Raw genomic sequence first — 24,872 nt, 5'->3', positions numbered from 1 at the left:
ATGGTATTTAGCAGTTTACTTTTCATATTTATTTTTCTGCCGGCCGTTCTATTTCTCTATTATTGCGCACCTAAGCGTATTAAGAATTTAGTCTTATTCCTAACAAGTCTTGTCTTCTATGCTTGGGGCGAGCCTGTTTATATTGTAATCATGTTACTGTCCACAGTGACGGATTATAGCTTCGGGTTATTGCTTAGTCATTCACGTCTAAATCCGGCGCAACGTAAATGGATCGTTGTTTGCTCCGTTATTGTTAATCTCAGTCTTCTTTCATATTTCAAGTACGCTGACTTTCTCATTAACAATGTGAATGGGCTACTGGGCACTCATATCCCATTAACAGAGCTCGCGCTCCCGATCGGTATCTCGTTCTATACGTTCCAATCGATGTCTTACATTATTGACGTATATAGAGGAACGGCCAAAGCACAACGTAACTGGATTGACTTCGGGACTTTTGTGGCACTGTTCCCCCAATTAGTTGCAGGGCCAATCGTTCAATATAATACACTTGCGGAACAACTGCGCAAACGTTCTGTTAATATAGAGCTGTTTGCAGAGGGCATCCGGCGGTTCATTATCGGACTGGCTAAGAAAGTACTACTCGCTAACAATATAGGAATGCTCTGGCACACCGTATCGAGCTCAGATTTAGGCACGATGCCTGTAATGACGGCTTGGCTTGGCATTATTGCTTTTGCCTTCCAAATCTATTTTGACTTTAGCGGATATTCGGATATGGCGATTGGTCTTGGCCTTATGTTTGGATTTCGGTTCAACGAGAACTTTAATAAACCCTATATTGCGCAGAGCATAACCGATTTTTGGCGGAGGTGGCATATTTCGCTTAGCAGTTGGTTTCGCGACTATGTCTACATACCGCTTGGCGGCAATAGACGTGGATTAGGCATCCAGCTGCGCAATATCCTTGTTGTCTGGCTGTTAACGGGATTATGGCATGGAGCAAACTGGAACTTCATTCTGTGGGGGCTGTACTTTGGGATCATCCTCATGATCGAAAAATGGTGGGCTTTAAAGCTGCTTCAGCGATCTCCTCGATGGATTAGACATACGTATGCAATTGTGCTCATCTTAATTGGGTGGGTAATCTTCGCCTTTGATAAGCTTCCTCAGGTTCAGGGGTATTTAAAAGCTATGTTTGGACTTAACGGAGTTCCATTATGGAACGACAATACACTTTATTTTGCGTATACAAATGTAATTTTGATTATTGTACTTGTTATTGCTTCCATGCCTATCAAGAAAGTTGACACACTCGTAAGTAGAAGTACAATTTGGAATTTAGCCTGGTGCGCAATTCTATTTGTCTTATCTGTTGCCTACTTGGTGGACGCAAGTTTCAACCCATTTTTATATTTCCGTTTCTAACAAGTAAGGAGCTCTCTAAGATGAAGCAGAAGACAGACCGTATATTAGTTGGAGGATTTGTCGCAGTACTGTTTCTGATGTCGCTGACTTTTTTTCTACTACCCGTCAAGCGATTCTCGGAACTTGAGAATCGCTATTTGCAGGGCGTTCCACATCTGACTTGGGATAATGTGATTTCCAAGAGGTATGCTGAAGAGGCAGAGGGCTTCGTAAAAGATCATTTTCCACTGCGTGCCGATTGGGTGTGGGTGAAATCCGGTGTGGAGCAGCTTAGGCTGCAGCAGGAGAATAATGGGATTTATAAAGGCAAAGATGGTTATTTATTCGAGAAGTTCGCGGAACCTAATGCCTCGAAGCTACTGCAGTATACGGATGCTATCAATAAATTTGCTGGTAGCCATCCAGAAGCAAATATGACCTTCATGCTAGCACCAACGTCGATTGGACTGTATCCAGAACGATTGCCTTGGAAGGCGCCGTATTATTCCGAAGCGAAGGTAAACGGAACGGTTGGCGAAAGCGTAAGGAATAATAATTTAACATTCATAAATGGCTTCGACTTCTTACAACCGCACGCTTCCGAGGATATTTATTATCGGACCGATCATCATTGGACGACGCGCGGAGCTTATTATGCCTATGTGGCTTACTGCAACAAAGTAGGCTGGAAGCCATTAAGCGAGAAGGAATTTCATATTCAAAACGTGAGTCATTCGTTCTTGGGAAGTTACCATACACGTAGTCAGTTTAGTGGTTTAACACCAGATACCATTCAATCCTATATCCCGAATAAGCCTTCGCATTCAGAGATGTACATCGCGGATACAGAGCAAACGCTCACAAGCCTATATGATCAAAGCTACCTTGGGAAGAAGGATCAATATTCTTATTTCCTTGGTGGCGTACATGCACTAATGACGATTAAGAGCAAACTTGAACCTAAGAATATTGATAAAGACAAGCTCTTGGTTATCAAGGATTCCTACGCACATAGCTTTATTCCATTCTTGACGCAGCATGTATCCGAAATTCATATTATCGATATTCGATATTATAACGGTAGTATTAAGGAGTATATGGCTGCTAATGGTATTAAAGATGTGCTGATGCTATTCAATACAGGTACATTTGTCGAGAATGATGAAATATTGAAAATTAGTAATTAATAACTAATATTGATTAACTACTATTGAATCTTAAACAATTACTCGAGAAAATAAATTATATGAATAAGACAAACTCTTTTCTACTTGTGTTTCTGACACGACTAGGGAAGGGTTTGTTTTTATTTTATGTAGTTACGTGCGTCTTCTTATAAAGGCTACACTTTTTATCTGAAGGTCAATGTATGATTAATGGGATTTTGAGGGAATATATCAAATAAATGAGAAGATAATATCTAATCTATAATGAGGTGATTCTATGGCGACCAAACTTCCTAAAGTGGATGTAGTTGTTGTTGGTGTAGGCTGGGGAGGCGGCATCATTGCGTCGGAACTAACCAAAGCAGGGCTATCCGTTGTTGGATTGGAACGCGGCAAAGAGCGTAAAACAGAGGATTATTATATGGTCCATGATGAATTGCGTTATGCGCTCCGTTATGAGATGTTTCAGGATTTATCTAAAGAAACCATTACATTCCGGGGGAATGAGAAGATTCGCGCGCTTCCTATGCGATCATATGGCTCATTTTTAATAGGGGATGGTCTTGGTGGCGCGGGTGTTCATTGGAATGGACAAACATTTCGATTCCTACCTTATGATTTTGAAATTAAAACGAAGACCATTGAACGTTATGGTAAAAAGAAAATTCCGGAAGGTATGACCATTCAGGACTGGGGAATTACATACGATGAGCTAGAACCCTACTTTTTGAAATTTGAGAAGATGGCTGGAATTTCGGGTGAAGTTAATCCCCTAGGCGGAAAACGTTCTGAAAAATATCCAACACCGCCCATGAAGGTTACGCCGGTTATGAAAATGTTCTCAGACGCATGTAAGAATCTTAAGTATCATCCATACATCATGCCTTCGGCAAATTTATCAGAGCCATATACAAACCCAGATGGAATCGACCGGGCAGCATGTCAATACTGTGGTTATTGTGAACGGTTCGGTTGTGAATATGGAGCTAAGGCGGATCCAGTCGTAACTGTTATTCCAGTAGCAATGAAGACAGGCAAGTTTGAGATTAGAACACACTCCAATGTAAGGCGTGTACTCTATAAGGGGAATAAGGCCACTGGTGTGTTATACACGGATATTACTACAGGCGAAGAATATGAACAGCCCGCGGATATCGTTGTCTTGACCAGTTATGTATTTAATAATTCTAGACTACTGTTAATGTCCAAGATTGGACGTCCATATGACCCTTCAACAGGTCATGGAGTAATTGGTAAGAACTACGCCTATCAAGTTGAGGCCGCAGCTGGAGTCGGTTTTTTTGAAAATAAGGAGTTTAATCTCTATGCTGGAGCCGGCGCATTAGCCATGACTATGGATGATTTCAATGGTGATAATTTTGACCATAAGGATTTAAAGTTTATTCACGGTGGAAGTATTACCTTTGGTCAATCCGGAAATCGGCCGATACAGAATAATACCGTACCTCCAAATACACCGAGCTGGGGTAAAGATTTTAAAGCTGCCTCTGTCAAATATTTCAACCGCAACATATCCGTATGGGCAGAAGGATCATGCATGCCATATCGGCATCACTTTCTAGACTTAGATCCAACCTATAAAGATGCTTACGGCGATCCATTGATGCGGATTACATTTGATTTTGAGGAAAGAGATCGTGAAATGGTTAAATTCCTGGGAGCCAAATGTGGCGAGGTTCTTAAGGAGATGGGTGCAGATCAAGTCGTGGCCTACACAGAGCAAGGTCCATATGAAATCACTCATTATCAATCTACACATAACACAGGTGGAGTTATTATGGGATCAAGTCCTGAGACATCTGCAGTTAACTCATATTTGCAAATGTGGGATATGGAAAACTTGTTCGTAGTAGGCGCATCTGCATTTTCACATAATAGTGGCTATAACCCTACAGGAACCCTTGGGGCGCTGGCTTACCGCGCTGCGGAAGGAATCGTGAAGTATAGTAAAAGCGGAGGGAGTCTTGTTTAAACATTGATGACTTGGTCAAAAGATAAAAGGGACTTTGTTGCAAAGTTCCTTTTATGGTTATGGGATGTTAAACTGATACAATAAAAGTAACAGTTAATGTAAGAATATAATGAGTCCGAAGGTTGTGATTAAAAAAAGCGAGATAAGTTTATAAATAAAATCAAAGTGAAATATTTGAAAAAATAATAATCAGTGTTATTGCAGATAAATTAATAGATGACTGTAACTGCAGGTGAAAAATCATGTTGGCAAACATTATACGATTTATAGTCAGCTGTTAAAGGGAATTTTATTTTTCAAACATAAATATGAAGCGATTAGAGGAAAAGCTCTAACTTTTCAAGAGAATGTTTTACGCATAGAATCAGAGATAGTTATTAGAAATAAAGGTAGATGAGAAATAAGGGATAAAGAAAGAAAGTTCAATATACTAAAACGCTGATTAATCAACTCTTCAAGCTTTTTCATTACAACTTATTCACAAAACTCGTATTTTGTACATATGTATATAAATCATGAAAAGCCCTTGTTAATACTATTCCGATTGCCTGACTAATGACACAAATGTTACCACATAAATGACACAAATCCGACCCCATTACTTCATTACTTCCTTTCATTGTACGTCAATTAAAGAAAAATAAAAACAATTCGCATTAGAATGCCGAGTTGTTTTTATTTTTAATAATTATTTGATTGTTGACAGTATCTTTAATTCTCTAAGATATTTTTCAGCAGCTAACTTTTCATTTGCATCGCCATTGGTTAGTGCTAGTCTCATAGGTAAATGAGATGTTTCATCTGACCTAAATTTTTTCATATTTTGTAGTGGACATTTTAAATTAAAGTCCCTACTTTTTCTTTTTGTTTCATATAGTTCAAGACCATGTTCTTTTACAGCAAATAAATAAATGGAAACTTTATTAAAAACATGGTCGTACTTCGTTTTTGGTCTTGTTTTTAAATGGGCATATTCCTCACCAATTTCTAACCAATCTTGAAAATGATTATATGCTAAATTCCAAACCACATGATTTAAACACCATTTTAATTCAGGATAAGTGATATTATCTTGTGAAAAAAGGTTCATGAGTAATCCTCTGAATGATTCTTCCTGATAACTAAACGGAAGTTCATATGGTGCTGCTCTCTGTTTAGACTTAATAACCTCGTTAAGGAAAGGATTCAAATTATAAAAGCTCTCCTTCCAAAACGTATACGCATAAGCATACGGACAAATCTCGGGAAAACTCTCCCCTTTGATTTTATATAGACCAGTAAATCTAGTGATGCAATGCCTATGATCTTTCAAAATGGTATTTAGCAGTGATCCCTCAAATGTTTTTAAAACATTATACAGTGATTTGTAAAGATCTGAGTAAACTTGATCTGAATGAAGATCCTTTCTTCTGTTTATTTTGATTGAAATAAAAACCCGCTCCTCTAATTTACAAATGGATAAAAGATGTGCCATTATCTCCTTATTCACTTCAATGAATGGTTTAAATATGATGCTACTTTTTATTATATCCATTTGTGAACCATTCAAATTAAGCCATTCTCTCACTGTAAGATCTTTAATGTCACTTCTAAATTCTGTTTTTGAGTGTTTCCCTCCGGTCCCGCAAATCAGCTCACCACACTCACATACAAAACCCGTTTCATAATTGTGCTGTGGAAGCTGATACGGGATTGATTCCCCACAATTTGTACAGGAGTTGTATAATTCGCATAAATGAAATGGGCATCTGTAAATCCATTTAAATTGATGTAACAAACTATGATAATTATTTTTTATACATTCTGGACAATAATACAATTTTTCTCTAAACATATTTAGTTTATCTATTTCAGGAGGAAGCATATTGGTCAATTCGTGTACAGACCATTTAATATGATTGTTTAAAGATAAACCTAGTGAGTTTTCTAACTTGAAGTGATCAAATTGTTCTAGATTCCATAAATCTCTGTTCCTTTTACTAAGTTTCCCATAAAGACATTTCTGCTCTCTTCCATATACACTAATTAAATCTTTACTGTTAGTAAAATTATTGGTCTTAATTCTTTCGAAAATAGACCAAGGTGATTCAAAGAATCTTATTGTGCTTCTATCCCAGGTTAACGTCATGTCCATCCACCAGCTGTTCTTATTTCAACAAATTTGTCCATTTTAGCTTTTACCAATTCTGAATACCGATGTTTTCCTTGCTTTAGAGCCTCATTGACGACATTCTCCATTTTTTCGATTTCAGTGTCATAATAATCTGAAAAAGTTTGATCTACATAGAAACTTAAACATTTAAATATGATACATGGTGGTTCAGAAGCTTGGTTTAAATATTGACAATGTGTTCTCGGTGACTTTACGCAATATCCTTGCTCCAACCTTATTTCGTTCATGTTCCTTTTGAGCCAATCTAATGGAACTTGGTTTTTATATGCTTGCTCTGACATTGTCGTATTCTCAGGATGGCCTGATATAGGATGTAGGTATACCCCATTAAAAGAAGTTATTTTCTCAAAGTGGTTTTGTATGGTGAAATCATTAATCTTAGCATACATTACAGGCATAACCGGTGTAACATGCCCAGTCACTTTCTGCAAATCAACAATGGTCATTCCGTTCATTATTTGTTTAACACCGAATCTATGTCTAAAACTCAATGAACAAAAATTAAAAACATTCCCGTTTTCATCCTTAATATTATTCTGAATTGCAAAAGTTTTAAGCTGCCTAATCATCGATTGTTGGTTATATGGTTGTCCTCTAAATTTAGTCTTTCCCTTATATCTGAGGAACAAAAGTTTATTTGGATTCATTTCGTTAGGAAACATCTCATTTATGAACTGTTGTTGATTTTTTATAAGATCTGCTATCTCTTGTGAAATAGGTATTTGTTTCATTCTGGTTCGCTCAGAGATAAGCCAATTTCCATCTGGCCCACTCTTTAAACAGTCTACAAGTAAAGAAAGAATCTCAACTAAATGAAGTCCGGTTCTTTCCATTAGCATGACAATCGGAACATATTGAGAATCTATTTTAGAGATGTTTTCATTTATTTGATCCCATACAAAGTCACTCATGAAGCTAAATTGGTTTTCTTTTTTTACCGGGAGTTTAGGTCTGTCTTCCTGATATATTAAAGATCTTACCGGCTTTGTTGGAGCCTCTTTCCAGTCATAACGTTGCATGTAATAAAGAAAGGTTTCAAGGCTAGCGATTTTAGTACAGATATAGCTATTTGTTGGATCTTGCCCTCGATATTGCGAAGGACTTGATCCACCCATTGGATTACTTTTTAAATAGCTATAATATGAATCAATGTCTCCTCTTGTTAGTTCGGTAAGATCGGTCCATTCCGGATGTGCTATATTCAAGAACGAAAAAAAGTTAGTTATCCCTAATACATCCTGTTTAGCTGTTTGCCAGGTAATGCTATCCCTTTCAATGACACGCTGTTGTACGTAACTCTTTACCATATTTCTATAATTTGAAGGTATATGTTCAAATGAAATGGAGTAATCTGCCCTGTGCTGATTATATGGTATCCCCAAAGATCTTACATCCCACTTGTCCTTTTCCAGTTCTTTCAAGAAATCAACCTGAAGGTTTAATCTATTCTTTCCATATTGATTCTCAATTGAGAGAATTTTATTCTTTTTCATTTATGGACACTCCCTCTTTTGTTTTACAGAATTAGGGTTTTTCCGCTGTTCCGAAATGATATAATTTGTTTTCAATATGGAGTCGACCCAATTTTTTTTGCTTATCCAGTGCTGAGGTTTTGAACTATTTTTTCCGTAGTCTAATAAGACTATCTTAATGGCCATAGTCATGTGTTTCATTGGAATTTCAAATACGCCTTTTAAATTATATTTCTGGCGTAGGGTAGTGAAAATTTCAAAGATCTCTTTTGAAAAATTTTGAAGTCTCTCCCCTGCAGCGAAAGCCTCTGGAAAGTAGTATCGTGTAAACGACCATCCGCTCCCGGCAGGATATTCACTTAACTCGTCGTAACATTTTAAACATACTTTAATGTCCTCCAATGTTCTTATGCCAACGAATTTATGTTCTTCAATCATAAATCTTTGAATAATTTGATCAGCATGTCCATGACTGAATACCAACTGCTGGCCATTTAATTGTTCTTGGCCAACTAAAATCAAAATAAGAGTAATATTTAGTTTATCAAGTTTATTGTAGTAATCAATCAACCATTCATAGTGCAGTTCTTCTAAACATTGTGCTTCATCTATGAACAACAGTACAATTCTGTATCGGTTAGCATTTCCTTGCTGATATAAGAAAGCAATTAGTCTGTTTCTTTTGACACTGGTTTTCCCGGTAAATGCAAAATCATGCCCCATGTCAGATAACAATGTCTCAAGGAATTCTTCTTCTTTTGCGATCTTTGAGTGAAGACTGACGATATGGTGGATCGGTAAGTTCACTTCTAACTCTTTAGAGAGATTTTTTTCTAAGAACTTAACCATCCAGGTCTTTCCTAATCTTGGTCTTCCATATATTGTTGCACCAGTAACTCTTAACTTAATCCATCTGGTGACAGCTGCAAAGACCTTCAATATTTCATTGGTAGGAATTTGATAATCCTCTGTTTCGACTGGATGACTCCCTAGAGGAATGTCCGGCCTTGTAGATAATGAAAGTGCATCTGAATCTTGTTGATTTTCAATCACTTTAGCCACTTGGATCACCTATTTTAACAATTTGTTTTGAATCTTTTCCGTAGTTCTTCTAACTCTATAGCCTTGTCATTGCTGGTCGTATCAATTGTGATTTCGTCATCTAAGACGGTTGTTAATTCATCAACAGTTTCTACAGGAGGTAATGATTTTTGTTTATATCTTTGTAAAGTAGCTAATTCATTGCGTGGTTTTTTATATGAAGTGGAATTTTCCTCTAGCCAACTTTCAAGTGCATCAATTGGAGATGTCACATCGTCAAATTTAAGTTTGTCTTCACGAACCAGCTTATTAATGGTTTTTCTGGTTCGTAAAGTATGCGGCCTACGACCCCATGGACCTTTTGCTTTTAAATAATCCAACTCTTGACCATCGGGTAAGTACACTTTCAATATTGAGATATCATCAATATTTACTTCCACAATCAACTTTTCACCAATTAAGCTAAAATTTCTGGCAAGCAATGTGCTGGAATAAGGGACCCCCTCGTAGTTAATATGTGGCCGCTTTCCGGTTTTCTTATTCCCCTGAACCACACGCGTTGTTTGGAGGGAGAAAAAGTTTGCCTCCACTCTTTCTTGCTCAGAAAGCTGTCGTGGAATCATGTCTTGATACTTCATTCTCTGTTCCATGGCTTCTAAAGGACTAATACCTAAACTGGAATGTAATGATGTATTATAGGTGGCAATGGCAATCTCAATTAGTTGTTCAAGCTCCTCTGCTCTAAATACATACTTTTTAGCAATCTTCTCCGGACTATTTCTTCTTGGATCTTTAGGGTGGCTACCGGTCGTCATCCCAATCCTGTGAATGTAGTTACTCTCTAAAAGTCCAAAAAATCGTTCAATAATCGCGCGACCTTCGGGATACTGAGCTTGTCCTGGATTAACTGAACATTTGATTATTTTTGTTAAACGATCTTCTACCACATTTGAAATGTTTGCCATTGCATTATCACATTTAAGTTCATTCCAAACAGCCCATTCTGTCTCAGGTAGTAGTGCAGAGGGATAACAAGGCATATCAGGATAACATAGTCCAGGAATAGTGAAATCCATTGGCTTCCATGGTACAACTGCGTTTTTAATGGTGTGTAAGACATCATAGGAGGAATACTCTCTGTTTAAACATAGATGATATCCGAGTACGGCTCTGGTAGCCTCATCAATAATTAATAGAAGCCAGATTCGTGACATCACCTCACTTACTTCATCTCCATATGCGTTAGTGAATTTTACTGTTAGCACTACATCTATTTTGTGTCCATCAATTTGAACAGAATGGTAAGGCACCACATTATAATCTTTCGTTGATTCTTTACCGTCAAATCGGTTCAATCTCCTATCCCCTTCTTCACCAAATCGAAAGGAACTCTCTGCCGCATTATTTGTAATCAAGTTCTCAACATATCTGTAAAGAGACCTTAAACCTTTATCGTTCGTATTAAAGGGATACTCATTAAGCTCTATCTCAAGACTTCTAGCAAGCTTTAGAAACTTGGTGCGTAGATCCTTAATGCGAATAATCCGATCTACAATAGAACGCCTCTTTCGATTTAATATGTAGTCGTGTATCAATTCTCTAAGTTCAGGATAACGCTCTAATAGCTGCTTAAAAGCACCAGTAAGTCGCGTGTCCTTTTTAAATCCATTAGTTTGCGCAAGGCGGATATATTTCTCACCCGTCCGCCTATACGGCAATAATGCTCTGAAACCCCATAAATGTCCGTGTTCATCTCTTTCTAGACATTTACGTGCCAATTTATATAGTTGCTTACGAGTAATACCGGTAATCGTTGTTATATTTTCTAAGGAAAGATTTCCATCCATATAAAGCTGTACAGCCTTTTTCCTACTTTCGAAAATCTGATTTCTCTGATCAATATGGACATCAGGCCATTTATTATAATCAAGATCATCATTGGTATAACAAGCATTTTCTATGAATCTGATTCTGCTCATATTAACCAAACCTCCATATTTTCACCGACCATTACTTTATCTAAATCAGAATTGAGAATCCCTTTAAAAATTAAATTGTATACGATCTCGCGAATTTCATGTTTTGAACAATTGCCAACTTGAACTTCAATGGAATGTAATTTTTGCTTTCCGCTTTGATGAAGAAAATTTAGCAATCTTTTTGTTATTAGATCATTCTGTACCTTCCGATTATCAATATAAGGAAGCATTTTTCTATAGTTTGAAATAAGCGTTCTGTTTTTATATATATAGTTGTCAGTATGAACTTCATGGGTATATCCTTGAGCTGCACACCATTTCTCCTGACTATTGATCTGCCTGAATGAACGAGAAGAGAATTTTTCATGTTTTTGGTCAAGCTCACATGCGTACTTTACCTCAATAAACTTTTCTTCGCCTGTTGTCGTCTTCACCCACATATCAAATACAGTGTTAATCCATTCCCCCTCCACGTACTCCTCTACATGAAGAGGTTGTTCACAAAAATCAACGATTTGGCGATCAAATTCAATTAGAATCCAATGATCATATTCAAGGTCGCTATACAAATAGACGTTTCGATTGATTTTTGAACTATAACTAAACCAATTGTTGTTCCCATATTTTCCATTCCGCTTTCTTATGTTCACTGGAGAATACATTTAACCATTCCTTAAAAACTTTTACTAAAAAATATTTCCAATTTCCAGATTTATAAACCTTTTCATAAATGTTGTTGAAAAAGTGCTTATATGAAACTATCAATTTGGGAAGAATAATAGAAAAAAGTAAAGTAACTGAGAGGAGAATATCTGTGGATATATACAAAATAATAGGATCCAATATAAGAGATAAAAGAAAATCAAAAATGATGACCCAATCGCAGTTAGCATTAAGTCTTAATTTATCGCGTTCCTCCGTGAGTAATATTGAAAAAGGAATACACCATGTACAAATTCACTTGTTATACAGCATTGCTATCGTCTTAGAAACATCAATACAAAATTTACTTATTGAAAAAGAGTTTTCTGATGAATACTAAAACACTATCCAGGGTCATTGGTGATTTTAAATCCGATATCAATAAAATTATTATTAAAAATTATTATTGTAGCCGGATCGCTTCTTGAATATAAAACAATTGTTTTCCAACCGCCGTAGATTTTTGCTTCTTCAAACCATCGATGCTTTATGACTAAACAGCTGCTATACCATATATCTGCGAAATTAATTCCATTTCCTGTTACAGTCGCAATACCTATTTCTAATTGTTCAATCATATGGTTCATTCCCCCACGAATAATCTACTCGGTTTGGATTTCTCAAATCCTTAATCTCAATCTATCAACTCATAGGTTGTTTCTTGAATCATATAGCCTTTCTTTTAAGAAATTTATAGCATCAAAATATAGCAACTTCATCTCATCGGTAATATTTGATGTATTTTCGATACTTGTAGCAAGTTCAACAGAGTCTAAGTCGAAAAACATTACGGTTGATGGGTCACTGGGATTGTAGAAGATAGGAATTTGCCAAGAACCTTGCTTACCGGCTAATTCAAACCAATTGTGCTTCAACATACTTGAATTAGAGTAGATTATCCCGTTGAATTGTAAACCTAGATTAGATACTGTTGCTAAACCTAACATTATTGATGGCTTATTATCCATTTCTATCACCTCACTAATACTATTTCCAAATCAGGTAGAATTGATACATAAACATATCATAATAGGTATTTGATATATATACACTAATGTATCGTAACTTTCCTATTGTTTACACTTACTACAGAGGTGTAGCAATGGAAACCACAGTTCTTGTTAAAGTAGGACAACGTGTTCGGGATTTAAGAAAGCGATCGGGATTGTCACAGGAAGAGCTTGGCGAAAAAGCCGGGTTCCATTTTTCCTATATAGGCGGGGTTGAACGAGCGGAAAAAAATATTACACTCGTGAATCTGCAAAAAATTGCCGATGCCTTGGATGTTCCAATCATCGAGCTGTTCGCATTTACAAAGCATAAGAAAATGACCAATAATGAGAAAGATATGCTTTTAAATCTTCTTATTGAAAAGCTTACTTCTATGAATAAATCAGATTTGAAAAAATTAAATGTGTTATTAGTGGAGATATTTGAGAAATAAAAAAGTAAGGGCCAGTAATTCATGGCACTTACTTTTTTTATTGCTTACATAATTCCGTTACCTAATTCATTATGCTCCATATGGGGGACCTGCGACACTGAGAGAGGTATCTACTATGATCTATTCGGATTCTATCCCCCATCTAACAACAATTATGACTACCAACGGAAATGGAGTGAGTTAAAGCATCATTCTATAAGAATCAATATATCGATCAACAATTCGGCAAAGAGTTGTTTTCTCTATGGGATTGAATCAAAATGTTTAACTTCCTCAGGTTCAACAACCTTAATTAGCAGCTTTAGGTTGCAATGTTCCTCATGAACGATCCATTTTGGTTGCAAGTTTGCATGATTCATGTTCAATTGAAGCCAAGAGGTAGCTCATGGTGGATTTTCCTTGTGTGAACGTGATGTATGAACCTTCATTTTACACGAATCCGGCCATGAGCCCTTTGTTTTTTTATTTCCAGTAGGTGTCGCACTTCATATTACAATCCGTCAATTGCATCAAGGTTAGCCATAGTACTTGTAGCTATTAAATAAATAGGTGGGATTCCTACCATTCATCATTTCTATTCATTATCAGCAGAGAATTTCTTAAAAGCTTTATAGGGCACTTTAATCAAATTAAAGCTGTCTGAAGGCAGCTCATTGATAGTCTGCCGTGTATCACTATCCCTTATTGTCATTCCAATAATAACCTGACTATTCTTAAGCTTAATGATGTGATTAAAAAACTTCTCTACATCACTACTAACGATACTATGTTGTGCAGGTTCATCAAAGATAAGAGTCCCCGGATGATTTCCTGATTTTTCATTAGATGTTTCTAATAGCGATAGTACAAAAGACCATATCGCTCTTATATTATCACTCGCTGAAGAATCAAACTTCATATCAAATCCCTCGATAACAGGGAGATATGAATCCATTGAAATGTCAATTTGATTTAAATTAGGTATACTTTTATAGCCAAACTGTGTAAGATTCCTGATGAAATGATTTCTTAAAGTCTTAATTTTTTCTTCGTCTGAATCAGAAAATTTCTTTTTTGGAAGGTCAGCTTTGTCTTTTAGATACTCTTTCCAATCATCAGATAGCTCACGCAGCTTGTGCTTCTTTGTATTAATATACTCGACTAATTGATATAGACTATTCATTTCAGCATCTAACTGTAATTTCTTATGAATAATGGATTCCGATATATTTTCATTGATAGAATATAAGTCATTCCGTAAAGATTTAGCCATACTACGAAGTGTAAGTAAGCTATTCTCTAATTGTTTAATTCTCACTTGTATTTTCTCCATATTTCTTCTATGACTACTCTGCGCAAATTCAAGCATCTCTTTTTGAGCATTCAAATGTCTAATGTTTTCATCGATACTCATGACTTGCATATGACCAGAATGGGGTATTAACGTATCCTGGATGGGTTGACTACATACCGGACACGTATCTTTTGAGGTTGCTAAATCTAGTTCCGAACCTAAGGTTCGCAATCTAGCTGCGTCTTTATTATTTCGAATATCGGTCTCAATAATTTCAAGGTTGTTCGTTATTTTATCAATGCTAATGCTTTCAGAGTGAAATAATCCTCTATTTTTATAAAGCTCGCGCTCAAAATCTTCAATAGAGTTTTCGGTTGCATTAAGTTCTACTTGAATATCATCAAAATTATCTACAACTCTAGGCTTTAAAAGTGTCAGATGATTATACTCTACTTGAAGCTCTTCAATATATTCTTTTATCTCTACATCTTCTTTTTCAATGATGAGGTTTGATAAATCTTCTTCTGACAGTATCTGAGGAGACAACGGCAGCCCATAGGGAATACAACCTTCTCTATATACAAGAATATTTAACTCTTTTATTAAAGAGTCCCATTGAAACTTTATACTGCTATCTCTTGTTCTCAAAGAGTCTTTCTTCTTTTCGTTTTCCAAAGTATCTAGACGCAATAAAAACTCTAATACACGTTTTTTGGACTCTCTTATTCCTAAAAACGGCATCCCTGACATAATATTTGACCAACCATTTTTTTGCTCGATAAACATTGCAGAAAAAATCAATTGTAAGTATAGTTTTCTTGTCCCATCATCGGCAGCTGGCACTAAGGGAAGCTCAATATGTAAAAAGCCTTCTAAAAAAGTGTGAAACCCCTTCACATTTATTGCTGAATTAGGCATATGAACGTACATGTCTTCAATTAATACACCTGGTATTTTGATATTATTCATCTCACTGTGATAGACGGTAACAAGCTTGTTACTTCTTCCTTCCATCGTAGCAGAACGGTAAATTGTAATTGTTTCTTTTCCATTATTAATTTCAAGATAAGCTCCTGACTCTAGGACTGGCCAGACCTCTTCTCCCTCTTCAATAGCTGTCTTATAGACAGCTGTAAGAACTTTCTCACCTTTTCCACCAATGATTTCTTCAAAACCCAAACAATAATAAATAGCAGCAATAACAGAGCTTTTGCCACTCGTGTTGTCTTCACTTGCTAATATATTTAATCCATCCGTAAATAATTCATCATATCCGTATAGACCATTAGTTGTATTGATTTGAATTTTCAACCGATTAATTCTCAGCACTGGAATACCTCCACAAAGATGTAAGATCCTTGATTTTTTCTTCTGTTAACATCGTCGATAAAGAAGATAAATATCTTTTTTCATCCTTCATTAATTGCTTATCTTTAGTGATATTCTTCACATAAAATTTTCCTATTTTAGTAAGTTTGTATAAGCCGTTTAGCTGTTGAACGATTAGCCCCTCAGCAACTGCAAATCGTATAGCATGATTAACTGCTGGGTCAAAACGAACTACAGTGTAACTTGCAAGTCGATCGTATGCCAAATCCTTCAACTTTTCCATATCTTTTTTTGTACTAAGCCCAATTGAAATCATATGCAGCTTTAATAAAGAACAACCACCACGACTACACATCTCCATAATTAAGCATAGTTGAGCAATCTTATAGCTTATCCGATAGTTATAAGGTACAGCGTCTGGTTTCGCTTCAAATACGATTTCGTCTGCTATAATATAGTTTTTATCATTCATCATCTACTCACCTGCTTCTGAATTGCATGGAACAATCAGCAAGCCATCCACTGATAAGGTCAAGCTTTAATTCCATAATCGATGCCATATTCAGATATTTAAACTGTTCCAACTTTTTCTGGAAATCATCTAAAATTTCATTAAAAAGTTGTGCATTTATTGAGCTATTAGTATTCATTCTAGTTTTAAACGCTACTTCCTTTTTGTATGATTGCTCTAACATATATATATCCTCATAAACTTCAGCATATGAGACTCTTAATACTTTTAAAATTTCCATCCCATTGATGTACGAATTGATATACATATTGACAAGTTCTTTATAATCCTCATCTAATTCATCACCATCACCCCTAACGGCCTTCACTTTTCTTTTAATATTCTCAACTTTCTCTGAATCACATTGTGACCAATCCGGAGCTGCAGTTGTATGGTGAATTGCAATATTAAGCTGCATATCCGTCAAAGTTGTTCTTATCATTCTGGATATTTCCACCTTAAAATCTTCTGCTTGTTTTATCACAATAATAAAGTCCTCATCTATGTAATCATAATTGCTCGGGTCTGCATTTTTTAATGCTATAACTTCTTTGCGCTTGGTTTCTGCATGTGATATAATCCTTGAATCTTTATATTCAGGAATAACAAAATGCCATTCTTTAATCATAGGCACTCCTAAACCCTTCAATCTATCGGCATATTTAGGTGATGTCAGCTTACCGATATCTTTGGTCATTTTATCTCTTAAGTGGTCATGTAACTCATCATCATTGTAACCACGCTCTGGACAGTAACATTGATAAACCCTTCCTTTTCGTGTAAATCCCTCAATACCAGCATCGCCCCCATGAACAGCCGGTATCTCTGTAAAATGCTCATCTTGAAACTTTATTCTATAACACGAGTTCATTAATTTTTCCCAAGACTTCCCGTCTAAAGGAGTGTCTATAAACTTTAAAATCATAAGACCCCACCTAATAATGATATTGATAATGAACTTCTTTCTTCAGCGTATGGTTGTAATACATGGAAATCCACCATGAACGTGTCCATAGAACTAAGGTAACGAACTTTTGCCAATTGGAAAGTTGGATATACCTTAACAATAATCACCTCATTATCGATAAAAAAAAGTTGGTCATTTTCACGAGGCACTGTAGCAGTCATTGTCTCAGCTCCTCACTTAAAACTTTCCCTTTAAATCCTCATATTACCATTCAAAGGTCAAAAGAACAATCAGTTAATAATGATTAGTAAGTACATATTCAGCAATGGAACTGAATTCTTGCGGTCGGAAAAAACCTGGTTCCTGATACAAAAAAACCTGGTTCCTGATACAAAAAAACCGTTATTTAAGCGAAGTCTTATATTAATGTGCTTTCTCGACACAAGAGTTCCATCATGAAGCTATTTAGATATCTACCTAATCAGATATGACACAAAGTTCTTGTCCTGTTTCAATAGAGGCATTGTTATTTGATATTATTAGGTCGACCATTTGAATTTATCACTCCTAATATTCAGTAAAAACAAATAGCTATAATCTACTACACAGTATTAAGCTTTTCTCAAAATTTCGCCCTACTTGTAGTATGTTTCCCCTCGTTGGATGTTCCAATAACGGAAAGTAAAAAGAGTCTGGGTAAGCACAGACTCTAAATCAATTTATGTCGAAATTTGTATTCTTTGTTCCAATACCTTCTCCCAAAACGGTCGGTAGATCAAACTCATCCGTACAGATTCGTACTCTTCTTCAAATCTCTCTACGATAGCCGGCCCTATATTGTCAATAAAAGCTGCTAAATGGTCTAAGACGTCGTCTGCCTGGGAAATGCTAGGATGTTCATAAAAGGTTCCCATCCTGTTTCCCATTTAATGTAGCCGTCGCTCTCACAGGCACTCAACTCCGGCCAATCTTCGTAGCTGGTAAAACCATCATAGCCTGAACGACGAGCATTATATATGATGCTAACTACCATTGACGGTAAAGGATTAAGTTTATTTTTAACGGACTCTACTTTTTCCATGAAGGTATCCCATTCGCTCATTTCAGCATAGTCCATTTTTTTAAAAATGGTAGTAATTCATAGTAACCCGATCTATACTATTTCATTGCAAAATTTCTAAATAATTCATTTTGAATGCTTTCTATTGACCATGACCTTTTACTTACATACTTAGAATTTATGTCCTTGATCACGATACATTCTAATGCATTTCTTTTAAAAAGCTCAAAGTATTCTATGGAGCTTCCATTTACTAACATACCTTAAGGACTCAACAAACGCATCTTCAAGCAAATCCTTGCGCTTATGCAACGGTAAACCTGTAACATCGATCCCTTTATACTTAATAATATCAAAAGCAACAAAAGTTACTTTTATTTTATCTCGCTTAGATTTATATCTTATCATCATTTCTTCAAAATCGGGTTTTCCCTGATCAACCGTTAGAATAACTTCCCCATCCAGGACGGTACCAGCCGATAGATCTATATCCAATAACTCAGGAAACAAAGAGGTAACTTCGTTATTGTGACGTGTGTAAAGTCTTATTCGATCCATTTTTGATACTAATAACCTGATTCCATCAAATTTTAACTCGCAGCGCGTGCTTTCGCTATCAAATGGTAAATTATTCTCTGCATATTGTAGCAGCATTGGAGATATAAACATATTCATCACCCATTAATATTAAAAATTTTCTACCGATCAAACACACTGTTATTTCTTTCCGAATGGCAAGGGACAAATGGTATATTATTAGATATACTATGTGATATAAAAAAATACATATTCATAACTAGGGGCTGAAAGAGCATGGGGACAATTTTTATTAGTCACGCGACAGCGGACAGAGAATTGGTTAATCCTTTGATGGATTTAATTCAAAATCAATTCGGATTAAGTCGCGAGGACTTCTTCAATACATCAGACGATCAACTTCAGGTTGGTGAAAATTGGATCGAGGAAATTCGACATGCTATGCAGCAATCTAAGCTAGTCATGCCGATCATTACACCGAATTACTTACAAAGTGCTTTTTGCCTTTGCGAGCTCGGGGCAGCATGGGTTAACGTAACAAACTTAATTCCTTTGGTAGTTCCTCCGCTGACGTATAAGGCACTCGATGGTACTCCGTATCGGACCTGGCTTCAAACGATATCGTTGGATAGCGAAGAAGGACTGTCTCGCTTACTTGATGCCGTTAATAAAAGAAATATTGGATCCCCTCCTAATGTAACAAGGTTCCTTAATCGAGCGAAGGCATTTCAAACGGACATACTAACCCCGTTTATCGACCAGATGACAAAACGGGAGATCATCACACCGGCGCTAGTGAATCAACTGAAAACGGAAAAGGAGGAGCTTCAGGAGGCGTTCGACTTATCTGAAGAAGAAGTAACTAAGCTGAGAAAGGAAAACGAAACACTACGACAGATGAAAGACCAGGAAGAAATAAAGGAAATGGATTACGAGCAAATGACAGAATGGGATGAGTTTGTAAATGCTGCTGAGGATGTAAAGGAAGCGTTTAAAAAGCTGTCTCGCTTAGAAATTAGCGTTCTGTATTATGGTTATATAGGGCAAGGTTTTACCGGAGATCCAATCGACACTTCGAAGTTAAAAGCTGCAGAAACAGAAGGTCGAGTTAAATTTGATGAAGGATGGGAGCCTGATTACAATCATCCTCATATAAATAAAGCAAATGCTGCTCTGGATCAACTGGAAAGAATTATGAGTAATTACATAAACGTACTTCAAGAGCGATTCGAAGAAGAAAATGATGGTGTTCGGTATGGTCTTCAGTACTCGACGTGCTGGGAATCGCTTTTTGACGTCAGTATAACTAAATCAGAATAATAGTGCATTAAACCTTGGATTATTCCAAGGTTTTTTCATGATAAGCATCGTTTTTATCCCGCTTCAATAAAGCTCTGAAGGGAAAGGCCGGTGTACTTCTGTTCCCTTACCTAGCAATCGTTCGGGAATGAAGCGACGATAAGGGGTTTAATGCAACTACTATTAAATGTGCATAATAAACCTCCGGCAATATAGCTATTTAAATTACTTATAATCAAATGACTATGTAATTATTAATGAGGTTAAGAGAATATGAATAACCTTATCATTATTATACCAAACATAAGTTCTCTTTACTATGATTTCGTCTAACAAGAATTATACGTAATTAAGTCGGGTTCATGTACCCATAACGGATCTTATGTGTCGGGATATAAAACTGAATGAAGTAAAGATTCCAATTTGCAAAAATCTGTTTGATGATAATATATTTTTATATTATCTACAACCTCAATCAGCGCACTTTCTTTCCCGTTGCCTCCACCTGGGACAGTACTCTTGTGAAGTTCAAAAATCGGCCAAGGCACTCCTGCCGTCCAGTCATGGAACAGATTTTGAATTTCTTTACAATAGCCCTCATCCTCGGAACTCTTAACTGGCAAAGCGTAATTACGAAAATGTGCGATATTTTGGAAGTTATAATGATTAATTTTGGTTGAAAAGTAGCATATGCCGTCATACTTCGCAGACTGTTGCACCCACTGAAGCAAGAGCTGTGGAACAATATATTCAGGTTTGAAGGGGTCATTTCGGTTTTTTACACGAATCGAACATGCCGCAATTAATGGCCATAGCAAAGCGTATAATTTCATCTCTCTGTACAACTCACTTACTTGGTTGACGTTTTCTTCGCTGGGTCCATATACCTTTTCAAAAATCTCCTGAGCCATTTCGATAAATATTATCGGAGGTACAGAAAAATCCAGAAATTTCAATTCATCCTTCGCAACAAACAAAGAGGTATGCATATTATCTTTGTTCGGACGATTAAGCTCCTCCCAACAGATTAGTGGAGAGCTTCCGAGATAAAGGCATGGCAGCCCAGGGATACTGTAACGATTCGTGCTCGCTTTACCTCGTTGTTCGAATGGAAGATGAAGCATGTCCATTTTATTAAGTGCAAGATCATCACTAACTCGAACCTTATACAAGTCCTTTGCGCGACTAGAAATATCGAAAGCTATGGAGTCAGGCGGCAGATAGGCATCAAATTTGTTAATAGCTGCTGCCAATACGTTATAAGCGATGCTGGGTTGCCCTTTCAAGTAATGGGCAACTGCACTTTTTAAAGAGGCACAAAGCGATTGAAGAATTTGCAAATCGGCAGAAGCGATCACATCATCAACCGGTAAATGCTGCAGTTCCTTTGCATAAGTATCAATTAAACAATCGAAAAATGCTTGATAACCCCTATCGTCACGATCACTTGGCAAAAATCCTCCAGTCTTAACCGCTCTAATAATCGGTAACACCAAGAGAATCCAATCCACCAAATAATTTACATGAACGAGGTCACTAAAATAATTAGACAAAGGTTCGGGTCTAATTGTTTGATTTTCACCCTCCCCACATTTTACTGGTCGTGGGTAAGTATATGGGTTTTGAATAGTGTACCCGCGTCCGATATGCAGCGATGAGTCTACTTTTCGCAACTCAAGATATAGTTTATATGCTAATTCTTGGATATCTGGTGTAATCCGGCCCTTAGAGCGAAGCTGATCTCGTATAGAAATGGCTGTTGCATAGATCTCTTGCATTTTGTTCCCCCTGTTTGTATGAAGAATAGAGCCTTATTCCATAGAATTCGGCAGAAATCACTTAAATCCTTTGTTAATGTTTATCACCAAGATTCAACCCTACATCTCTCCCTCGGTTAAAAGAACTGGCTGATGAAGAGTGACCGAGATACGCAATCGTTTATTAATAACAAAACCTGGAGCTCAGATGTTTTGAGTTCCTGGTTTTGGGTTTTATCCTAAAGCTTTCACTACACTCACAAGTATAGTACCCTTTCCGGTTGAAAAGGAGTAACTAAAAAGTCTTTGGCAGCAGATTGAATTGCCTTCACGACCGAAGGCTGCTGCCCCATGAGCGATATTCCTGATTCAGGAGTCCGTTGACGATTCCATTGCAGGGCGTGTTTTTTCAGCTATTGATATTATAATTATTGGAGGAAATGCAATAGGGTCAGCAATCGCTGGATTTCTACTTGTAAAGTTACCTTTTTCCTTTGCTATCACCCTATTCGGAATTATTCCATTGATAACTATAATTTTAATTATGATCTTTAACCACAAATACAAATTAAAATTTACCACATTAACATCTTGATTGATCATTAAAACAATCTACTTCACTTAACCTCAACCTCAAGTACATGTCAAATTAAAATTCTAAATCTAAAAATAGAATTTCATAAAAAAAGCCTGAAATATCAGGCTAAGGCTGTCGAGAAAGTCTCGACAGCTTTACTTATGTCCTAATAATTTTACACAGCACCACGTTAATGTTATGTAATATGATCTTATCGATTAACTTTACCAAATCAAGGCTCGTGGCAATAGGATCATGTTCTTGTGCATTTTCGGCAATCGGTACAAGTTCTTGTCCTGAGCAAAGGACAGAACTTGTACCGATAAAATAAAAAAGCCGCGCCCAGCGCGGATGCCATTAGGTATATGTTCTTGTCCTCTGACAATTCATTCATTCTAAAAAATGAAGTTGTATCGATTACAAATTATAAAATTCATTTGACTGTGTCATTTCTATGCGTTCAGAGACTATTCCACAATCAATCAATCCATCTAACATACGTTGCTTTTCGGCATCGCTGTAATAGTACACTTTCCACTTGGCCTTTTGCATTGTGTACCTATCAATATCCTCAAAATAAGGAATATCAACACCTGCGAGAGAGTGTCCAATGATTATAATTTCATCAATCTCTTTTTCTCTCAAGCCATGCAATTTAGGCATGTAATTTCTTATATCTTTAAAAGTGCGACTATAATAATCTTCCATAGCCCTGCAAATGCTCATTTCTTTTTCAGCAAATATCCGCTCTGCTTCGTAACGTTTTTCTTTAATATCATTAATTCTCATTTTATTTCCATGTCCCAATATAGGGTCATCATCATTCTGCCGTAAAGATCCATGTATATGCAAAATGCTTTCTCCACCTACTCCATAGACCGTTTCCAGTACAGCTGTGTAGTTGAATGTAATATAAAATGCGTCATTAGCTTTATTGATAATGGTTGTTCTAGGTTGCACATCTCTAATTCTAATGGTTCGTACCCACTTTTTTAAATAATTTGCTAACTCCTTTATGTATTCATATTCTTCCTCGAAATACGCATCCAACGTATCTAATATGCCGACATCACCACTTTCCAAACCCAAATCCATGTGAACAGCGTCTTCAATGATGATATCTTCATCAATGTTAGCGAGGTTTGTTTCTAGCTCATTCCATAATAACCTCTGCTTTGCTTCATCATCTGATGCTGGATAGATATAGTAATGCTGCTCAAAAGCACGTAGAAAATCAGGATACATATTTTCTAAGTATGTTCTAAAATTCCAATATGAAGTCGCTAAACCATGCCCTCTGTCGAACCCATTTCCTATTACAAACAGCTTCACGTTTATTCACCCTCAGTAATTCATTGAATTCTTCATCAGAAATTTCTCTTATTCCATCAAAGGTTTTTCGTTCCAGACGGGAGTATAAGCCTAATGCATTCTTCATCACGTTAATCAATGCGTGAATCTCGTTGAGTTATCGTTACCCGTTAGCTTAATTACCTAATTTCGTTTAACTTAGAAGAAGCGATTTAATACATGACTCTATGTCAATTGGTTCCGTCGTAGTTTCGTATCTACCGTATACTTCGCCGTCCCGATCGATCAAAAACTTTGAGAAATTCCACTTGATTCCGTTACCAGAGTATATGTCTGGATACTTTTCCTGCAGAAAATTCTGCATCCATAGACCTCCTGAGGTCTGAGTATCAAAACCTTGAAATGGTGCTTGCTGAGTTAGATATTGAAATAGAGGGTGAGCAGATGATCCCCTAACCTCCATTTTCTCAAATAACGGAAACGTCACTCTAAAGTTGCTCTCACAATATTCCTGTACATTCAAGTTGCTCCCTGGCTCTTTCTCGTTGAATTGATTACATGGAAAGCCGAGTATTTCAAAGCCCTGCTCATGGTGACTTTCGTAAAGTTTTTGAAGTCCTGTGAATTGGCGAGAATAACCGCACCTACTGGCAGTGTTGACAATAAGGAGAACTTTCCCACGGTATATTGATAATTCAACGAGCTTACCGTTAATTGTGTTCACCTGAAGATCATAAATAGACATCAGATCATTCCTCCTCCAACTATGCTATTGTTAATAAATACATCTTATAGTTACTGAATACTATTGGTCTAATATATAATAGTTATAAATTTTATAGGTAAAACCAATATATCAACAACACTCAACTACCAATTACAAAAGGAAGTCCACCCCATATTGCTCCATTATCCTGCCCGTTAGCGTAACGAAAGGCTGCCTAGCGACAGCCCCTCTCAGTGTTGAACTATA

General features: G+C 36.6%; 23 protein-coding genes. 6 read left to right on the top strand and 17 right to left on the bottom strand.

All coding sequences use genetic code 11. From position 1 onward, the window contains the following. The 3 genes from JCM16418_RS06290 to JCM16418_RS06280 all read left to right on the top strand — a co-directional run bounded on the left by JCM16418_RS06290 (window position 1) and on the right by JCM16418_RS06280 (window position 4,527). Window positions 1-1,389 (top strand): MBOAT family O-acyltransferase, encoded by a 1,389-nt coding sequence (locus JCM16418_RS06290; RefSeq protein WP_036647017.1) that lies wholly within the window; start codon window positions 1-3, stop codon window positions 1,387-1,389. Window positions 1,390-1,409: 20 nt separating this feature from the next. Further along, the gene (locus JCM16418_RS06285) at window positions 1,410-2,555 is read left to right on the top strand and encodes a DHHW family protein (RefSeq protein WP_036647016.1); all 1,146 of its coding nucleotides are present in this window, start codon (window positions 1,410-1,412) and stop codon (window positions 2,553-2,555) included. A gap of 256 nt (window positions 2,556-2,811) precedes the next feature. Further along, window positions 2,812-4,527, top strand: a complete 1,716-nt coding sequence (locus tag JCM16418_RS06280) for a GMC family oxidoreductase (protein ID WP_036647015.1) — start codon at window positions 2,812-2,814, stop codon at window positions 4,525-4,527. 688 nt (window positions 4,528-5,215) lie between these two features. Here the strand turns inward: JCM16418_RS06280 and JCM16418_RS06275 are convergent. From JCM16418_RS06275 to JCM16418_RS06255, 5 genes are read right to left on the bottom strand one after another with little or no spacing between them, the layout of a single operon-like run. Next, a complete protein-coding gene (locus tag JCM16418_RS06275; RefSeq protein WP_036647014.1) occupies window positions 5,216-6,655 on the bottom strand; it encodes a TniQ family protein in 1,440 nt (479 codons plus the stop codon). Continuing rightward, window positions 6,652-8,193, bottom strand: a complete 1,542-nt coding sequence (locus tag JCM16418_RS06270) for a tyrosine-type recombinase/integrase (protein ID WP_036647013.1) — start codon at window positions 8,191-8,193, stop codon at window positions 6,652-6,654. Before JCM16418_RS06270 ends, JCM16418_RS06275 begins: the two co-directional genes overlap by 4 nt. Next, window positions 8,194-9,234: an ATP-binding protein gene (locus JCM16418_RS06265; RefSeq protein ID WP_052020084.1), complete on the bottom strand. Its 1,041-nt coding sequence runs from the start codon at window positions 9,232-9,234 to the stop codon at window positions 8,194-8,196. Window positions 9,235-9,248: 14 nt separating this feature from the next. Then, window positions 9,249-11,192: a TnsB C-terminal domain-containing protein gene (locus tag JCM16418_RS06260; RefSeq protein ID WP_052020083.1), complete on the bottom strand. Its 1,944-nt coding sequence runs from the start codon at window positions 11,190-11,192 to the stop codon at window positions 9,249-9,251. Continuing rightward, window positions 11,189-11,854, bottom strand: a complete 666-nt coding sequence (locus JCM16418_RS06255) for a TnsA endonuclease N-terminal domain-containing protein (protein ID WP_036647012.1) — start codon at window positions 11,852-11,854, stop codon at window positions 11,189-11,191. The genes JCM16418_RS06260 and JCM16418_RS06255 overlap by 4 nt, the downstream gene beginning before the upstream one ends. A 152-nt stretch (window positions 11,855-12,006) precedes the next feature. Between JCM16418_RS06255 and JCM16418_RS06250 the strand changes: the two genes are divergently transcribed. After that, window positions 12,007-12,234 (top strand): helix-turn-helix domain-containing protein, encoded by a 228-nt coding sequence (locus JCM16418_RS06250; protein WP_052020082.1) that lies wholly within the window; start codon window positions 12,007-12,009, stop codon window positions 12,232-12,234. Window positions 12,235-12,238: 4 nt separating this feature from the next. Here JCM16418_RS06250 and JCM16418_RS06245 read toward each other — a convergent pair whose 3' ends face one another. Both JCM16418_RS06245 and JCM16418_RS06240 read right to left on the bottom strand, forming a co-directional pair. Next, the gene (locus JCM16418_RS06245; RefSeq protein ID WP_036647011.1) at window positions 12,239-12,472 is read right to left on the bottom strand and encodes a hypothetical protein; all 234 of its coding nucleotides are present in this window, start codon (window positions 12,470-12,472) and stop codon (window positions 12,239-12,241) included. 69 nt (window positions 12,473-12,541) lie between these two features. Beyond that, window positions 12,542-12,862 (bottom strand): Mu transposase C-terminal domain-containing protein, encoded by a 321-nt coding sequence (locus tag JCM16418_RS06240; protein ID WP_036647010.1) that lies wholly within the window; start codon window positions 12,860-12,862, stop codon window positions 12,542-12,544. A 134-nt stretch (window positions 12,863-12,996) separates the two neighbouring features. On the opposite strand from JCM16418_RS06240, the gene JCM16418_RS06235 reads away from it, so the two are divergent. After that, on the top strand, window positions 12,997-13,338 hold the full coding sequence (locus JCM16418_RS06235; RefSeq protein WP_036647009.1) for a helix-turn-helix domain-containing protein: 342 nt from the start codon (window positions 12,997-12,999) through the stop codon (window positions 13,336-13,338). Window positions 13,339-13,912: 574 nt separating this feature from the next. On the opposite strand, the gene JCM16418_RS06230 is transcribed toward JCM16418_RS06235, so the two are convergent. The 6 genes from JCM16418_RS06230 to JCM16418_RS06205 form a co-directional block, all read right to left on the bottom strand. Further along, window positions 13,913-15,940 (bottom strand): DEAD/DEAH box helicase, encoded by a 2,028-nt coding sequence (locus JCM16418_RS06230; RefSeq protein ID WP_036647008.1) that lies wholly within the window; start codon window positions 15,938-15,940, stop codon window positions 13,913-13,915. Beyond that, entirely contained in the window at window positions 15,927-16,415 is a 489-nt protein-coding gene (locus JCM16418_RS06225; protein ID WP_052020081.1) for a hypothetical protein, read from the bottom strand. The genes JCM16418_RS06230 and JCM16418_RS06225 overlap by 14 nt, the downstream gene beginning before the upstream one ends. 4 nt (window positions 16,416-16,419) lie before the next feature. Beyond that, entirely contained in the window at window positions 16,420-17,376 is a 957-nt protein-coding gene (locus JCM16418_RS06220) for a hypothetical protein (RefSeq protein WP_036647007.1), read from the bottom strand. Further along, window positions 17,373-17,579: a hypothetical protein gene (locus JCM16418_RS06215; RefSeq protein WP_036647006.1), complete on the bottom strand. Its 207-nt coding sequence runs from the start codon at window positions 17,577-17,579 to the stop codon at window positions 17,373-17,375. Before JCM16418_RS06215 ends, JCM16418_RS06220 begins: the two co-directional genes overlap by 4 nt. Window positions 17,580-18,077: 498 nt before the next feature. After that, window positions 18,078-18,284 (bottom strand): hypothetical protein, encoded by a 207-nt coding sequence (locus tag JCM16418_RS24555; protein WP_148298754.1) that lies wholly within the window; start codon window positions 18,282-18,284, stop codon window positions 18,078-18,080. A 359-nt stretch (window positions 18,285-18,643) separates the two neighbouring features. Then, complete coding sequence (locus JCM16418_RS06205) at window positions 18,644-19,093, bottom strand: ATP-dependent DNA ligase (RefSeq protein ID WP_081765333.1); 450 nt, start codon at window positions 19,091-19,093, stop codon at window positions 18,644-18,646. Window positions 19,094-19,231: 138 nt separating this feature from the next. Here JCM16418_RS06205 and JCM16418_RS06200 point away from each other — a divergent pair, with 138 nt between their 5' ends. Continuing rightward, the gene (locus tag JCM16418_RS06200; RefSeq protein ID WP_036647004.1) at window positions 19,232-20,275 is read left to right on the top strand and encodes a toll/interleukin-1 receptor domain-containing protein; all 1,044 of its coding nucleotides are present in this window, start codon (window positions 19,232-19,234) and stop codon (window positions 20,273-20,275) included. 359 nt (window positions 20,276-20,634) lie between these two features. Here JCM16418_RS06200 and JCM16418_RS06195 read toward each other — a convergent pair whose 3' ends face one another. From JCM16418_RS06195 to JCM16418_RS06180, 4 genes are all read right to left on the bottom strand, one after another. After that, the gene (locus tag JCM16418_RS06195; protein WP_036647003.1) at window positions 20,635-22,032 is read right to left on the bottom strand and encodes a hypothetical protein; all 1,398 of its coding nucleotides are present in this window, start codon (window positions 22,030-22,032) and stop codon (window positions 20,635-20,637) included. 348 nt (window positions 22,033-22,380) lie between these two features. After that, complete coding sequence (locus JCM16418_RS06190) at window positions 22,381-22,614, bottom strand: hypothetical protein (RefSeq protein WP_036647002.1); 234 nt, start codon at window positions 22,612-22,614, stop codon at window positions 22,381-22,383. Between the two features lie 391 nt (window positions 22,615-23,005). Next, window positions 23,006-23,920, bottom strand: coding sequence for a bacteriophage abortive infection AbiH family protein (locus JCM16418_RS06185; protein WP_036647001.1), 915 nt, complete (start codon window positions 23,918-23,920; stop codon window positions 23,006-23,008). 172 nt (window positions 23,921-24,092) lie between these two features. After that, window positions 24,093-24,644: a glutathione peroxidase gene (locus tag JCM16418_RS06180; RefSeq protein ID WP_036647000.1), complete on the bottom strand. Its 552-nt coding sequence runs from the start codon at window positions 24,642-24,644 to the stop codon at window positions 24,093-24,095. Window positions 24,645-24,872: the final 228 nt, after the last annotated feature.

The organism is Paenibacillus pini JCM 16418, from assembly GCF_000576305.1.
Classification (GTDB): domain Bacteria; phylum Bacillota; class Bacilli; order Paenibacillales; family Paenibacillaceae; genus Paenibacillus_AQ; species Paenibacillus_AQ pini.
The sequence above is the reverse complement of the archived record's forward strand: the minus strand, read 5'-3'. Positions and strand labels throughout refer to the sequence as shown.